The following is a 13,561-nucleotide window of genomic DNA, read 5'->3' on the forward strand; positions in this document are numbered from 1 at the left end:
CCGCCGGCCCAGGGCCGGCGGCGAGCGCTTCTTCGACGTGGACCGGGGCTCAGCCGGTGCGCAGCACCAGGACCAGGTCGCCGCCCTCGACCTGCTGGGTGCCGTGGAGCGCGAGCCGCTCCACGGTTCCGTCGACGGGCGCCGTGATCGAGGCCTCCATCTTCATCGCCTCGATCGTCGCCACGGTGTCGCCGGCGGAGACCGACGCGCCCTCCTCGACCGCGAGCGTCACCACGCCGTCGAACGGCGCGGCCACGTGACCGGGCCTGGAGGTGTCGGCCTTCTCCTGGGCGGGCACGTCGGAGGCGACGGAGCGGTCGCGCACGTTCACCGGCCGGAGCTGGCCGTTGATCGTGCACATCACGGTCCGGATGCCGCGCTCGTCGGCGCCGCTGACCGACTGCACGCCGAGCAGCAGCCGCTTGCCCTCCTCCAGGTCGACCTCGTACTCCTCGCCGGGCTCCATGCCGTAGAGGTAGTTCGTGGTCGGCAGCACTGCGAGGTCGCCGTACCGCTCACGCGACTCGGTGAACTCCTTGGTCGGCCCGGCGAACAGCAGCCGGTTGAGCGTGGCCCGGCGGTCGTCCGCCAGCCCCTGCTTCTCGTCGGCGTCGAGCTCGGTCACCGCCGGCTTGGTCTTGCGGCCGGCGAGCGCCTTGCTCCGGAACGGCTCCGGCCAGCCGCCGGGCGGGTCGCCGAGCTCGCCGGAGAGGAACCCGATCACGGAGTCGGGGACGTCGAACCTGCCCGGCTCCTCGGCGAACTCCTTCGGGTCGGCGCCGACCGCGACCAGGTGCAGGGCGAGGTCGCCGACCACCTTGCTCGACGGGGTCACCTTGACGATGTTGCCGAGGATGTCGTTCGCCGCGGCGTACATGTCCTCGATCTGCTCGAACTTCTCCCCGAGGCCGAGGGCGATCGCCTGCTGGCGCAGGTTCGACAGCTGCCCGCCGGGGATCTCGTGGGTGTAGACCCGGCCGGTGGGGGAGGGCAGGCCCGCCTCGAACGGCGCGTAGACCCGGCGGGTGGCCTCCCAGTACGGCTCCAGGTCGCAGATCGCGTCGAGGTCGAGGCCCGTCTCGCGCGCGGAGTGGTCGGTGGTCGCGACCAGCGCGGAGAGCGGAGGCTGGCTCGTCGTACCGGCCACCGCGGCGCAGGCGGCGTCGACCGCGTCCACGCCGGAGTCGATCGCGGCGAGCAGCGTCGCCAGCTGGCCGCCGGGGGTGTCGTGGGTGTGCAGGTGCACCGGCAGGTCGAACCGGTCGCGCAGCGCGGTCACCAGGGTGCGGGCGGCGGGCGCCCGGAGCAGCCCGGCCATGTCCTTGATCGCGAGCACGTGCGCGCCCGCGTCCACGATCCGCTCGGCGAGGTCGAGGTAGTAGTCGAGCGTGTAGAGCTTCTCGTCGGGGTCGGACAGGTCGCCGGTATAGCACAGCGCCACCTCCGCCACCGTGGTCCCGGTGCTGCGGACGGCCTCGATCGCGGGGCGCATCTGCTCGACGTCGTTGAGCGCGTCGAAGATCCGGAACACGTCGATCCCGGTGGCCGCGGCCTCCTCGACGAACGCCTGGGTGACGTCGGTGGGGTACGGCGTGTAACCGACGGTGTTACGGCCACGCAGCAGCATCTGGAGGCAGATGTTCGGCACCGCCTGGCGCAGCTTGGCCAGCCGCTCCCAGGGGTCCTCGGAGAGGAAGCGGAGGGACACGTCGTACGTCGCCCCGCCCCACGCCTCGAGGCTCCACAGGTTCGGCGTGGTCCGCGCGACGTGCCCGGCGACCGAGAGCAGGTCGCGGGTCCGCACCCGCGTCGCGAGCAGCGACTGGTGCGCGTCACGGAAGGTGGTGTCGGTGACCGCGACCGCCTCCTGCGCGCGCAGCCGCCGGGCGAACTCCTCCGGGCCGACCGCGAGCAGCAGCTGCCGGGTGCCGTCGGGGGCGGGCACCTGCAGGTCCACGGGTGGCAGCTTGGTGACCGGGTCTACGGAGACCGGTGCGGGGCCGTGCGGGCGGTTGACGGTGACGTCCGCGAGGTAGTTGAGCAGCTTGGTGCCGCGGTCCGCGGAGCTGCGCGCGGTGAGCAGCTGCGGGTGGTTCTCGATGAACGCGGTGTTGAGCCGGCCGGCCCGGAAGTCCGCGTCGTCGAGCACCGCCTGGAGGAACGGGATGTTCGTGGAGACGCCGCGGATCCGGAACTCGGCGACCGCCCGCCGGGCCCGCTCGACCGCGGCGGCGAAGTCCCGGCCGCGGCAGGTGAGCTTGGTCAGCATCGAGTCGAAGTGCGCGCTGACCTCGGCGCCCGTGTAGGTGGTGCCGCCGTCGAGCCGCACGCCCGCGCCGCCGGGGGAGCGGTAGGTGGTGATCTTGCCGGTATCGGGACGGAAGCCGTTCGCGGGGTCCTCGGTGGTGATCCGGCACTGGAGCGCCGCGCCGTGCGGCACGATCCGGTCCTGGCTGAGGCCGAGGTCGGCCAGGGTCTCGCCGGACGCGATCCGCAGCTGGGCCTGGACCAGGTCGACGTCGGTGATCTCCTCGGTCACCGTGTGCTCGACCTGGATCCGCGGGTTCATCTCGATGAACACGTAGCTGCCGTCGGGGTCGAGCAGGAACTCCACGGTGCCGGCGTTGCGGTAGCCGATCTCCTTCGCGAACCGGACCGCGTCGGCGCACATGCGCTCGCGCAGCTCCGGGTCGAGGTTCGGCGCCGGGGCGATCTCCACGACCTTCTGGTGGCGGCGCTGCACCGAGCAGTCCCGCTCGTAGAGGTGGATCACCTCGCCCTCGCCGTCGGCGAGGATCTGCACCTCGATGTGGCGGGGGTCGACCACGGCCTGCTCGATGAACACGGTGGGGTCGCCGAAGGCGCCCTCCGCCTCGCGCATGCAGGTCTCGACCGCGTCGCGGAGGTCCTTCGGGTCGTCCACGCGACGCATCCCGCGGCCGCCACCGCCGGCCACCGCCTTCACGAAGAGCGGGTAGGGCAGCTCGCTCGCGGACTCGACGAGGGAGTCGGCGTCCGTGGTCGGCTCCACCGAGGCCAGCGTGGGCACACCGGCCTTCTTCGCCGCGGCGATCGCGCGGGCCTTGTTACCGGTGAGCGTGAGCACGTCGGCCGACGGGCCGACGAAGGTGATCCCGGCGTTGGCGCACGCCTCCGCGAGCCTGGGGTTCTCCGAGAGGAAGCCGTAGCCCGGGTAGATCGCGTCCACCCCGGCCTTCACCGCGGTCGCGACGATCACGTCGGGGTCGAGGTAGGCACGCACCGGGTGCCCGCGCTCGCCGATCTCGTAGGCCTCGTCGGCCTTGAGCCGGTGCTCGGACCCGCGGTCCTCGTGCGGGAAGACCGCGACGGTCTGGGCGCCCAGCTCGTAGGCGGCCCGGAAGGCGCGGATGGCGATCTCGCCACGGTTGGCGACCAGAACCTTGGAGAACATGGTGACGAGGCTAGTGGCCGGGCGGCGCAACGCCCCAGGGGTCTCGGGTCGTGGGCGAGCCAGGCCCCGCGACGCGACGAGGTCCCCGTCCCGGAGTGGCGGGACGAGGACCTCGGGTCGAGCAGGTCGTGACCGGCGCTGCCGCCGGGCTCCGGCGGGTCGGCGTCAGTCCTTGATCTCGCAGATCACCCCGCCGCTGGAGACGGTCGCGCCGACCTCGGCGGTGAGCGAGGTGACCGTGCCGGCCTTGTGCGCGTTCAGCGGCTGCTCCATCTTCATCGCCTCGAGGACCACGATCATGTCGCCCTCGGCGACCTGCTGGCCCTCCTCGACGGCGACCTTGACGATGGTGCCCTGCATCGGGGAGGTGAGGGAGTCACCGCTCGCGGCGGCACCGGCCTTCTTGCCCTTCTCCCGCTTCGGCTTCTTCGCCCCGGACGCGGCGCCGGCTCCCGCGGCGGCCGCGAAGCCGGAGGGGAGGACGACCTCGATCCGGCGGCCGCCGACCTCGACGGTCACGGCCTGCCGCTCCTCGGGCTCCGGGGCCTCGTCGGCCACGCCGCCGTACGGCTGGAGCTGGTTGTCGAACTCGGTCTCGATCCAGCTCGTGAACACCGAGAACGTGGTGCCGTCACCGACGTACGCCGGGTCGCTGACCACGGCCTGGTGGAACGGGATCACCGTCGGCATGCCCTCGACCACGAACTCGTCGAGCGCCCGGCGCGAGCGCTCGAGCGCCTGGGTGCGGTCGCGGCCGGTCACGATGAGCTTCGCGACCAGCGAGTCGAACGAGCCGGGGACGGTCTCGCCCTGGTCGTAGCCGCCGTCGACGCGGATACCGGGGCCGGACGGCTGGTGCCAGCGGGTGAGCGTGCCGGGCGCGGGCATGAAGTTGCGGCCGCCGTCCTCCGCGTTGATCCGGAACTCGATGGAGTGGCCCTGGACGACCGGGTCGCCGTAGCCGAGCTCCTCGCCGGCGGCGACCCGGAACATCTCGCGGACGAGGTCGATGCCGGTGACCTCCTCGGTCACCGGGTGCTCGACCTGGAGCCGGGTGTTGACCTCGAGGAAGGAGATGGTGCCGTCCTGGCCGACGAGGAACTCGCAGGTCCCGGCGCCGACGTAGCCGGCCTCCTTGAGGATCGCCTTGGACGAGGTGTAGAGCGTGTCGAGCTGCTCGTCGCTGAGGAACGGCGCGGGTGCCTCCTCGACCAGCTTCTGGTGCCGGCGCTGGAGCGAGCAGTCGCGGGTGGAGACCACGACCACGTTGCCGTGCTGGTCAGCGAGGCACTGGGTCTCGACGTGGCGCGGCTTGTCGAGGTAGCGCTCGACGAAGCACTCGCCGCGGCCGAAGGCGGTGACCGCCTCGCGCACCGCGGAGTCGTAAAGCTCGGCGACCTCCTCCTCCTTGCGGGCCACCTTGAGCCCGCGGCCACCGCCGCCGAACGCGGCCTTGATCGCGATCGGCAGGCCGTGCTCGCGGGCGAACGCGACGACCTCGTCGGCGTCCGCGACCGGGTCGGCGGTGCCGGCGACGAGCGGCGCGCCGACCTTCTGCGCGATGTGGCGGGCCTGCACCTTGTCGCCGAGGGAGTCGATGGCGGACGGCGGCGGGCCGATCCAGACCAGGCCGGCGTCGATCACGGCCTGGGCGAACGCGGAGTTCTCGGCGAGGAAGCCGTAGCCGGGGTGGACCGAGTCGGCGCCGGACCTCTGCGCGGCGTCGATGATCTTCTCGATCGAGAGGTAGGAATCGGCCGGGGTGGCCCCGCCGAGGCTGTAGGCCTCGTCGGCCAGGCGCACGAACAGCGCGTCACGGTCGGGGTCGGCGTACACCGCCACGCTCCCGATCCCGGCGTCCTTGCAGGCGCGGACCACCCGGACCGCGATCTCGCCGCGGTTGGCGATCAGGACCTTCTGCAGTGGCTTCTTCTCGGTCGTACCGGGCACGCGTGCTCCTGGGGGCTCTCGATCCGTCAGGTTCCAGCGGAGTCTAGGGCCTGCGCCGCGGGGCCGGCCCGTCCGCCCGGCCGCCGGCCGCACCGGACGCCGCTCCGTCGAGCCTGGCGAGGTCCTCGTGGCAGCGGCGCTCCACGTCGGCGAGGTCGGCCAGGGTCTCGTCGAGGTCCCGGCGGCGCTGCTCGAGGTCGCGGCGGCGTACGTCGATCTGCTCGATGAGGTAGTGCAGCTGGCCGGCCTCGCCGGGCTGCTCGTCGTACATGTTGACGATCGTGGAGATCTCGTCGAGGGAGAAGCCGAGCCGCCGCCCGCGCAGGATCAGCCCCAGCCGGACGCGGTCGCGCTTGCGGAAGACCCGGGCGGTGCCGCGGCGCTCGGGGGAGAGCAGGCCGACGTCCTCGTAGTGCCGGATGGTGCGCAGCGTGACGTCGTAGTCCTCGGCCACCTCGGCGATGGTCCAGGTGCGCTCGTCCCCGGTCGTCACGTGGTCCGCCTCCCTTGCGCCGGCCCGGCCCCGCGACCTAGCCTTACGTTTACGTAAGCGTAAAGCAGTCGGACCGGAAGGTGAAGCATGTCAGGGTCGTTCGAGCTGTCCCGGGAGCACGAGGAGTTCCGCCGCAGCGTCCGCGAGTTCGCGCAGGGCGAGATCGCGCCGTACGCCGCGCAGTGGGACCGGGACCACCACTTCCCCGTCGACGTGGTGAAGAAGATGGGCGGGTTGGGCCTGTTCGGGCTCACCGCCCCCGAGGAGTTCGGCGGCGCCGGCGACGACGGCGACTTCACCAGCCTGTGCGTGGCGATCGAGGAGATCGGCCGCGTCGACCAGTCCATGGGCATCACCCTCGAGGCCGCGGTGGGCCTGGGCATCAACCCGATCCTCACCTTCGGCACCGAGGAGCAGAAGCAGGCCTGGCTGCCCGACCTGGTCGCCGGCCAGACGCTGGCCGGCTTCGGCCTGACCGAGCCCGGCGCCGGCTCCGACGCGGGGGCCACCAGGACCCGCGCCGAGCTCGTCGACGGACAGTGGGTGGTCAACGGCGCGAAGCAGTTCATCACCAACTCCGGCTCCGACATCACCTCGCTGGTGACCGTCACCGCCCGCACGGGCACCCGCGAGAACGGCTCCGCCGAGGTGAGCACGATCATCGTGCCGACGGGCACCGAGGGGTTCACCGCCGAGCCGGCCTACGACAAGCTCGGCTGGCACGCCTCCGACACGCACCCGCTGACCTTCGAGGACGCTCGCGTCCCCGAGGCCAACCTGCTCGGGGAGCGCGGCCGCGGCTTCGCCCAGTTCCTCGCCACCCTCGACGACGGCCGGGTCGCGATCGCCGCGCTCGCCGTGGGCTGCATCCAGGCCTGCCTCGACATGTCGGTGCAGTACGCCGGCGAGCGGACCACGTTCGGGGTCCCGATCGGCAGCAAGCAGGGCGTGGCCTTCCAGATCGCCGACCTCGAGGTCATGCTCACCGCCTCGCGCGCGCTGACCTACCGGGCCGCTGCGATGAAGGACGCCGGCCGGCCGATGAAGGAGTTCAAGCAGGCCGCCGCGGTCGCCAAGCTCTACGCGACCGAGTCCGCGGTCACCGCCACCCGCATCGCCACCCAGGTCTTCGGCGGCTACGGGTTCATGGAGGAGTACCCGGTCACCCGGTTCTACCGCGACGCCAAGGTGCTCGAGATCGGGGAGGGGACCTCCGAGGTGCAGCGCATGCTGATCGCGCGCGGCCTCGGGCTGCCGGTGGAATGACCGGTTCGTCCGACTAGCCTTGCGACCATGGGTCGCCGAATGAAACGCCTCGCGAGCGAGGCCGCCAAGTTCCTGACCGTCGGCGGCCTCGCCACCGCGGTGGCCCTGGTGGGCTTCAACCTCCTCGTGCACGGCTGGTTCGGCAGTGCCGACGGCCCGATGCACGAGTGGCCGCTCTCGGCGTACGTCATCGCCAACACCGTCGGCATGCTGGTCAGCTACCGCGGCAGCCGGTCGTGGGCGTTCCGGCACCGCGAGGTGGTCGGCCCCACCGGCGGCCGGGTCTCCTACTTCGTGATCAACACGCTGTCGATGGGGATCCCGGTGCTCTGCCTGGCCACGAGCCGGTACGTGCTCGACCTCGACAGCGGCCTGGCCGACAACATCTCCGCGAACGTGATCGGGCTCGCGCTCGGCACCGCCGCCCGGTTCTGGGCGTTCCGCAAGTTCGTGTTCCTGCGGCCGGAGAAGGCCCGCGCCCGCGAAATGGCCTCCTGACCTGCGCCGAGCACTACGGTGAGGTGGTGCGCCCCTCCCTGCTCCGGTCCGTCGTGGCCGCCCTGCTGCTCGCGGTCGCGCTCGGCTTCAGCTCCTGCAGCTCGTCCGAGGCGGGGAGCGAGGTGGCCCGGGTCGAGCCCCACGAGGCGGTCGCGCTGATCGCGTCCGGCGACTACACGGTCCTCGACGTGCGCACGCCGGACGAGTACGACGCCGGGCACGTCGCCGGCGCGCTCAACATCGACGTACGGGACGGCGGGTTCGAGGAGCAGGTCGACGCGCTCGACCACGACGCGAGGTACCTGGTCTACTCGCGGGCGGGGAAGCGCTCGAGCCGGGCCGCCGACACGATGGCCGGCCTCGGCTTCCGCCATGTCGCGGACGCGGGTGCGTTCAGCACGCTCGTCTTCGCCGGCGCCGAGATCGAGTAGCGCCGGTCGCGCGCACGGCCCGCGCCGACGCGGGCTGCGCCGTCCTCGTCGACGCGCTCAGGGAGCCGGGAAGGCCCGCCACAGGTCGGTCCAGCGCACGCCCACCTCGGCGAACATCTCGCGCAGGAGCGGGAGGCCGATCCCGACCACGGTGTGCGGGTCGCCCTCGATCCCGCGCACGAAGGCGCCGCCGAGGCCGTCGAGGGTGAACGCGCCCGCCACCTTCAGCGGCTCGCCGGTGGCCACGTAGGCGTCGATCTCGTCGTCGCCGAGATCGGCGAAGTGCACCACGGTGTCCGCAGACCTCGCCACCTCCGTGCCGGAGCCGGTGTCGACCAGGCAGTGCCCGGTGTGCAGCACGCCGGACCGGCCCCGCATCGCGCGCCAGCGCGCGCGAGCCTCGTCCGCGTCGGCGGGCTTCCCGTGCACGGCGCCGTCGAGCTCGAGCACCGAGTCGCAGCCGATCACGAGCGCGTCGGGCACCCCCGCCGCCACCGCGTGCGCCTTGAGCCGGGCCAGCTCGACGGACAGCGCGGCGGGGTCGGCGGTGGTCACCTGGGACTCGTCGACCCCGGACACGACCACCTCGGGGCCGACGCCCGCGCTGCGCAGCGTGGCCAGGCGGGCGGGCGAGGCGGAGGCGAGGACCAGCCGGGACCTCATGCGAGGCGGGCCAGCGCGGCGCGGAGCGGGTCCAGCCCGATCGAGCCCAGGTCGAGCGCCTCCCGGTGGAACGACTTGAGGTCGAACGCGTCGCCGAGGCGGGCACGGGCGTCCTCGCGGGCCTGGAGCCAGATCCGCTCGCCCACCTTGTACGACGGCGCCTGCCCCGGCCAGCCGAGGTAGCGGTTCACCTCGAACACGATCACCGGGTCCTCCATGCGGCAGTGCTGACGCATGAACTCCAGGCCCAGCTCGGGGGTCCAGCGCTCGCCGGGGTGGAACCCGAACGGGTTGTCCTTCGGGATCTCCAGCTGCAGGTGCATGCCGATGTCGATGATCACCCGCGCGGCCCGGAAGCCCTGGGCGTCGAGCATGCCCATCTTGTCGCCGGGGTCGTCGAGGTAGCCCAGCTCGTCCATCAGCCGCTCGGCGTACAGCGCCCAGCCCTCGCCGTGGCCCGAGACCCAGCACATCAGCCGCTGCCAGCGGTTGAGCCGCTCCGTCCGGTAGGCGGTCTGCGCGACCTGGAGGTGGTGGCCGGGGACGCCCTCGTGGAAGACCGTGGTCACCTCGCGCCAGGTGGAGAACTCGTCGATGCCCGCGGGGACCGCCCACCACATCCGGCCCGGACGGGTGAAGTCCTCGCTCGGCCCGGTGTAGTAGATGCCGCCGTCGTCGGTCGGGGCGATGCAGCACTCGATCCGGCGTACCGGGTCGGGGATGTCGAAGTGGACGTCGACCATCGCGGTGAGGGTGCGGTCGGCGAGCTGCTGCATCCAGTCGCGGAAGGCGTCCTTGCCGGCGATCGTCCGGGCCGGGTCGGCATCGAGGGCGGCGACCGCCTCGTCGACCGAGCCCGAGGGCACGATCCGGCGGGCGACCGCGGCCATGTCGGCCTCGATCCGTCCGAGCTCCTCCCAGCCCCAGCGGTAGGTCTCCTCGAGGTCCACGGTCGCGCCCAGGAAGTAGCGGGAGCCCAGCGCGTAGCGGTCCCGACCGACCGCCTCGGTCTCCCGGCCGCGGGCAGCCAGGTCGGCCTCGAGGAACCGGCCGAACTCGACGAAGGCCCCGGTCGCCGCCTCCGCGTGCCGCTCGAGCTGCGACCGCAGGGCGCCGCCGGTGCCGGAGCCGCGGACCAGCCCGGCGAAGAACCCGCCGGCGCTCCCGGGGTCCCCCGAGCCGTTCTGCCCGGTCCAGGACCGGACCTGCCCGGCCACCTCGGTCAGCTGGCGGCGGGCGGACACGTGCCCGGCGTCGGCCGAGCGCAGCAGGGTCGCGCGGTAGCCGGCCAGCGTCTCGGGGATCGCGGCGAGGCGGGCGTCGACCCGGGCCCAGGCGTCGTCTCCGTCGGTGTCCATCAGGTCGAACACCTGGCGGACCTCGTGCAGCCCGCTGGTGATCACCGAGACCTCGGACTGCGGCACCCCGGCGTCGTACATCTCGACCTCGAGGCCGAGCCGCTCGAGGAACGCCTCCCGGGCCACCTGCTCGCGCTCGTCGACCGGGGTCGCCGCCCGGGCGGCCGCGAGCGCGTCGCGGGTGAGCGCCTCGCGGGCGGCGAAGCCGTCGGGGGAGAGGTCGGTCAGCCGGTCCTCGTGCCCGGCCACGCCGAGGTAGGTCGCGGTGATCGGGTCGAGTGCCGCGTAGTCCTCGACGTAGGCGTCCGCGATAGCGTCGACCGGACGGGCGGATGGCTTGACGGCGCTGGGTTCGCTCACGGCGTCACCCTAGTAGTGGCAGGTGGTCGCATGCGTGCACTCGGCACGACCTCGGCATGGCTGCTGACCCGGATCCTCGTGCTCTGGCTGCTGGTCGGCCGCGAGTCGTGGGTGACCGGGGACGTGGCCTACTTCGCGCAGAGCCTCGCCGCGGTCCCGGACGCCGGGCTGGGCCGCACGCTGGTCGAGTACCCGCTGCCCGGGGTGGTGCTGGTCGCCCTCCCGTGGCTCCTCGCCGAGTGGTCCGGACTGCCCGGGGCGTACGCCGCCCTGGTGGCGGTGTTCGCGCTGGCCGCCGACGCGGCCTTCACCGTGCTCCTGTACCGCTGCGCCGGCGCGTCCTGTCGCGCCGCGCTCGCGGTGTGGCTGCTCGCCGTGCCGCTGCTCGGCGCGACCACCTACGCCCGCTTCGACCTGGTGCCGGGGATCCTCGCAGGCGTGGGACTGCTGCTGCTCGCTCGCCGGCCCCGCCTCGCCGCGGCGTCGGCGGCGGTGGCCACGGCGCTGAAGCTCTGGCCCGTGCTCGTCCTGCCCGCGCTCGCCGCCCGTCCCGCGGTCCGGCGGCCGGTGCTCGTCGTGGTGGCGGCCGTCGGCGCCCTCCTGGCGGGGGCGACCGTGGTGCTGGCCGGCTGGTCCCGGCTGGTCTCGCCGCTGACCTGGCAGGGGGAGCGCGGCCTCCAGGTCGAGTCGGTCCTGGCCACCCCGGCGATGCTCGGCTGGGCGCTGGCCCCGGAGCGGTTCACGGTCTCCTTCTCCGCCTACAACGCCTTCGAGGTGACCGGTCCCGGCGTCGGGGCGCTGCTCGCGGCGGCCGAGGTCGCGGCGCTGCTGCTGGTCCCGGTCCTGGGCGTGCTGTGGGTCCGGGCCTGGCGCGCGGGGGCGGCGCTCGGCGGCGAGGACGTGGCGTGGCTGTGCCTGGCGGCGGTCACCGGATTCATGGTGACCAGCAAGGTGCTCAGCCCGCAGTACCTGCTGTGGCTGCTGCCGCTCGCCGCGGCCGCCCTCGCGGTCGCGGGGGAGGCGCCGCGCCGGCTGACGGTGTGGGCGGCCGTGCTGCTGGTCGCCACCGGGCTCACCCACCTGGTCTTCCCGCTGTTCTACGGCGGGATCACCACGGCGCACCCGTGGTCGGTGTGGGTGGTGCTGGCGCTGGCGGCACGGAACCTGGCGCTGGTCTGGCTGCTGCTCGAGGGGCTCGCCGAGGCGTGGCGCAGGGTCAGCGCGGCATCGCGCTCGAGCGCCAGCCGCCCGGGCCCGACGGGTACGACGCACGCACCTTCCGGTGGTGCGCCGACCACTCCGGGCGCGGACGCGCCGGCGCCGGGCTGACCTGCGCGGCGGCGACGCCCTGGAGCACCGCGACCAGGGCGGCGACCTCCTCGGGCGTCGCGTCGCCGCGGACCACGAACAGCGGGGGCCGGGCGTCGGACACCGGCTCGACGGGCGGCTCGGCGCTCACAGCGGAATGTTCCCGTGCTTCTTGGGCGGGAGGGTCTCCCGCTTCGAGCGGAGCAGGCGCAGCGCGCGGACGACCTCGGTGCGGGTCTCGTGCGGCTGGATCACCGCGTCGACGTACCCGCGCTCGGCGGCGAGGTAGGGGTTGGCGAGGTGGTCCTCGTACTCCTGGACCAGCTCGGCGCGCCGGGCGTCCGGGTCCTCGGCCTCGGCGAGCTCGCCGCGGTAGAGGATGTTCACCGCGCCCTGGGCGCCCATCACGGCGATCTGCGCGGTCGGCCAGGCGACGTTGATGTCCGCGCCGAGGTGCTTGGACCCCATCACGTCGTACGCGCCGCCGTACGCCTTGCGGGTGATCACGGTGATCAGCGGGACGGTGGCCTCGGCGTAGGCGTAGATCAGCTTCGCGCCGCGCCGGATGATCCCGTTCCACTCCTGGTCGGTGCCGGGAAGGAAGCCGGGCACGTCGACGAAGGTCAGCACCGGGATGTTGAACGCGTCGCAGGTGCGCACGAACCGCGCCGCCTTCTCGGAGGCGTCGATGTCGAGGGTGCCGGCGAACTGCATCGGCTGGTTGGCCACGACGCCGACCGAGCGGCCCTCGACCCGGCCGAAGCCGATCACCATGTTCGGCGCGAACATCGCCTGGACCTCGAGGAACTCCTGGTCGTCGAGGACCGACTCGATCACGGTGTGCATGTCGTAGGGCTGGTTCGGCGAGTCCGGGATCAGCGTGTCGAGGGCGCGGTCCTCGTCGGAGATCTCGAGGTCGGCCGGGTCGTCGTACGACGGCGGCTCGTCGAGGTTGTTCTGCGGCAGGTAGGAGATCAGCGCCTTGACGTAGTCGATCGCGTCGGACTCGTCGTGCCCCATGTAGTGCGCGTTGCCGGACTTGGTGTTGTGCGAGCGGGCGCCGCCGAGGTCCTCCATGGAGACGTCCTCGCCGGTGACGGTCTTGATCACGTCGGGCCCGGTGATGAACATGTGCGAGGTCTGGTCGACCATCACGGTGAAGTCGGTGACCGCGGGGGAGTAGACCGCGCCGCCGGCGCAGGGGCCCATGATCAGCGAGATCTGCGGGACCACGCCGCTGGCGTGCACGTTGCGGCGGAAGATCTCGCCGTAGAGGCCGAGGGAGACCACGCCCTCCTGGATCCGGGCGCCGCCGGAGTCGTTGATGCCGATGACCGGGCAGCCGGTCTTCATCGCGAGGTCCATCACCTTGACGATCTTCTCGCCGAAGACCTGGCCGAGGCTGCCGCCGAAGACGGTGAAGTCCTGGGCGAACACGCACACCTGGCGTCCGTCGATGGTGCCGTAGCCGGTGACCACGCCGTCGCCGTAGGGACGGTTCTTCTCCAGGCCGAACGCGGTGGAGCGGTGCCGGGCCAGCTCGTCGAGCTCGACGAAGGAGCCCTCGTCGAGCAGCTCCTCGATCCGCTCGCGGGCGGTCTTCTTGCCCTTGGCGTGCTGCTTCTCGATCGCCCGCTCGGAGCCGGCGTGCACCGCCTCCTGCAGCCGCCGGTCGAGGTCGGCGACCTTTCCGGCGGTGGTGTGGATGTCGACGTCGCTGGGGACCTCGGTGCCTTCACCGGGTCGTGTCACGGATGCTTCGCTCACGGCTGGTTGGCCTCCTCGATGTGCGTGGGTGTCA

The 13,561-nt window shown here is 72.7% G+C and carries 11 protein-coding genes; 4 read left to right on the top strand and 7 right to left on the bottom strand.

Annotation, left to right across the window (positions count from 1 at the left end):
* Positions 1–49: 49 nt before the first annotated feature.
* The 3 genes from K1X13_RS16360 to K1X13_RS16370 all read right to left on the bottom strand — a co-directional run bounded on the left by K1X13_RS16360 (position 50) and on the right by K1X13_RS16370 (position 5,876).
* Positions 50–3,433, bottom strand: coding sequence for a pyruvate carboxylase (locus tag K1X13_RS16360; RefSeq protein WP_221026214.1), 3,384 nt, complete (start codon positions 3,431–3,433; stop codon positions 50–52).
* Between the two features lie 165 nt (positions 3,434–3,598).
* Complete coding sequence (locus K1X13_RS16365) at positions 3,599–5,383, bottom strand: acetyl/propionyl/methylcrotonyl-CoA carboxylase subunit alpha (protein WP_221026215.1); 1,785 nt, start codon at positions 5,381–5,383, stop codon at positions 3,599–3,601.
* A gap of 43 nt (positions 5,384–5,426) precedes the next feature.
* Complete coding sequence (locus K1X13_RS16370; RefSeq protein WP_221026216.1) at positions 5,427–5,876, bottom strand: MerR family transcriptional regulator; 450 nt, start codon at positions 5,874–5,876, stop codon at positions 5,427–5,429.
* 87 nt (positions 5,877–5,963) lie between these two features.
* On the opposite strand from K1X13_RS16370, the gene K1X13_RS16375 reads away from it, so the two are divergent.
* Genes K1X13_RS16375 through K1X13_RS16385 form a run of 3 tightly spaced genes read left to right on the top strand, consistent with a single transcriptional unit; the run spans position 5,964 to position 8,071 of the window.
* Positions 5,964–7,142, top strand: a complete 1,179-nt coding sequence (locus tag K1X13_RS16375; protein WP_221026217.1) for an acyl-CoA dehydrogenase family protein — start codon at positions 5,964–5,966, stop codon at positions 7,140–7,142.
* Positions 7,143–7,169: 27 nt separating this feature from the next.
* Positions 7,170–7,640, top strand: a complete 471-nt coding sequence (locus tag K1X13_RS16380) for a GtrA family protein (protein WP_221026218.1) — start codon at positions 7,170–7,172, stop codon at positions 7,638–7,640.
* Positions 7,641–7,666: 26 nt separating this feature from the next.
* Positions 7,667–8,071: a rhodanese-like domain-containing protein gene (locus K1X13_RS16385; protein WP_221026219.1), complete on the top strand. Its 405-nt coding sequence runs from the start codon at positions 7,667–7,669 to the stop codon at positions 8,069–8,071.
* 57 nt (positions 8,072–8,128) lie between these two features.
* Here K1X13_RS16385 and K1X13_RS16390 read toward each other — a convergent pair whose 3' ends face one another.
* Complete coding sequence (locus K1X13_RS16390) at positions 8,129–8,734, bottom strand: Maf family protein (RefSeq protein WP_221026220.1); 606 nt, start codon at positions 8,732–8,734, stop codon at positions 8,129–8,131.
* Positions 8,731–10,452, bottom strand: a complete 1,722-nt coding sequence (locus tag K1X13_RS16395; RefSeq protein WP_221026221.1) for a DUF885 domain-containing protein — start codon at positions 10,450–10,452, stop codon at positions 8,731–8,733. The genes K1X13_RS16390 and K1X13_RS16395 overlap by 4 nt, the downstream gene beginning before the upstream one ends.
* 30 nt (positions 10,453–10,482) lie before the next feature.
* On the opposite strand from K1X13_RS16395, the gene K1X13_RS19475 reads away from it, so the two are divergent.
* The gene (locus K1X13_RS19475) at positions 10,483–11,781 is read left to right on the top strand and encodes a hypothetical protein (RefSeq protein ID WP_221026222.1); all 1,299 of its coding nucleotides are present in this window, start codon (positions 10,483–10,485) and stop codon (positions 11,779–11,781) included.
* On the opposite strand, the gene K1X13_RS19860 is transcribed toward K1X13_RS19475, so the two are convergent.
* Entirely contained in the window at positions 11,669–11,911 is a 243-nt protein-coding gene (locus tag K1X13_RS19860; RefSeq protein WP_221026223.1) for an acyl-CoA carboxylase subunit epsilon, read from the bottom strand. The genes K1X13_RS19475 and K1X13_RS19860 overlap by 113 nt on opposite strands.
* Positions 11,908–13,512, bottom strand: a complete 1,605-nt coding sequence (locus K1X13_RS16410; protein ID WP_221026692.1) for an acyl-CoA carboxylase subunit beta — start codon at positions 13,510–13,512, stop codon at positions 11,908–11,910. The genes K1X13_RS19860 and K1X13_RS16410 overlap by 4 nt, the downstream gene beginning before the upstream one ends.
* Positions 13,513–13,561 lie beyond the last annotated feature (49 nt).

Origin of the sequence: Nocardioides jiangsuensis (genome assembly GCF_019679455.1) — a bacterium.
GTDB lineage: Bacteria > Actinomycetota > Actinomycetes > Propionibacteriales > Nocardioidaceae > Nocardioides_C > Nocardioides_C jiangsuensis.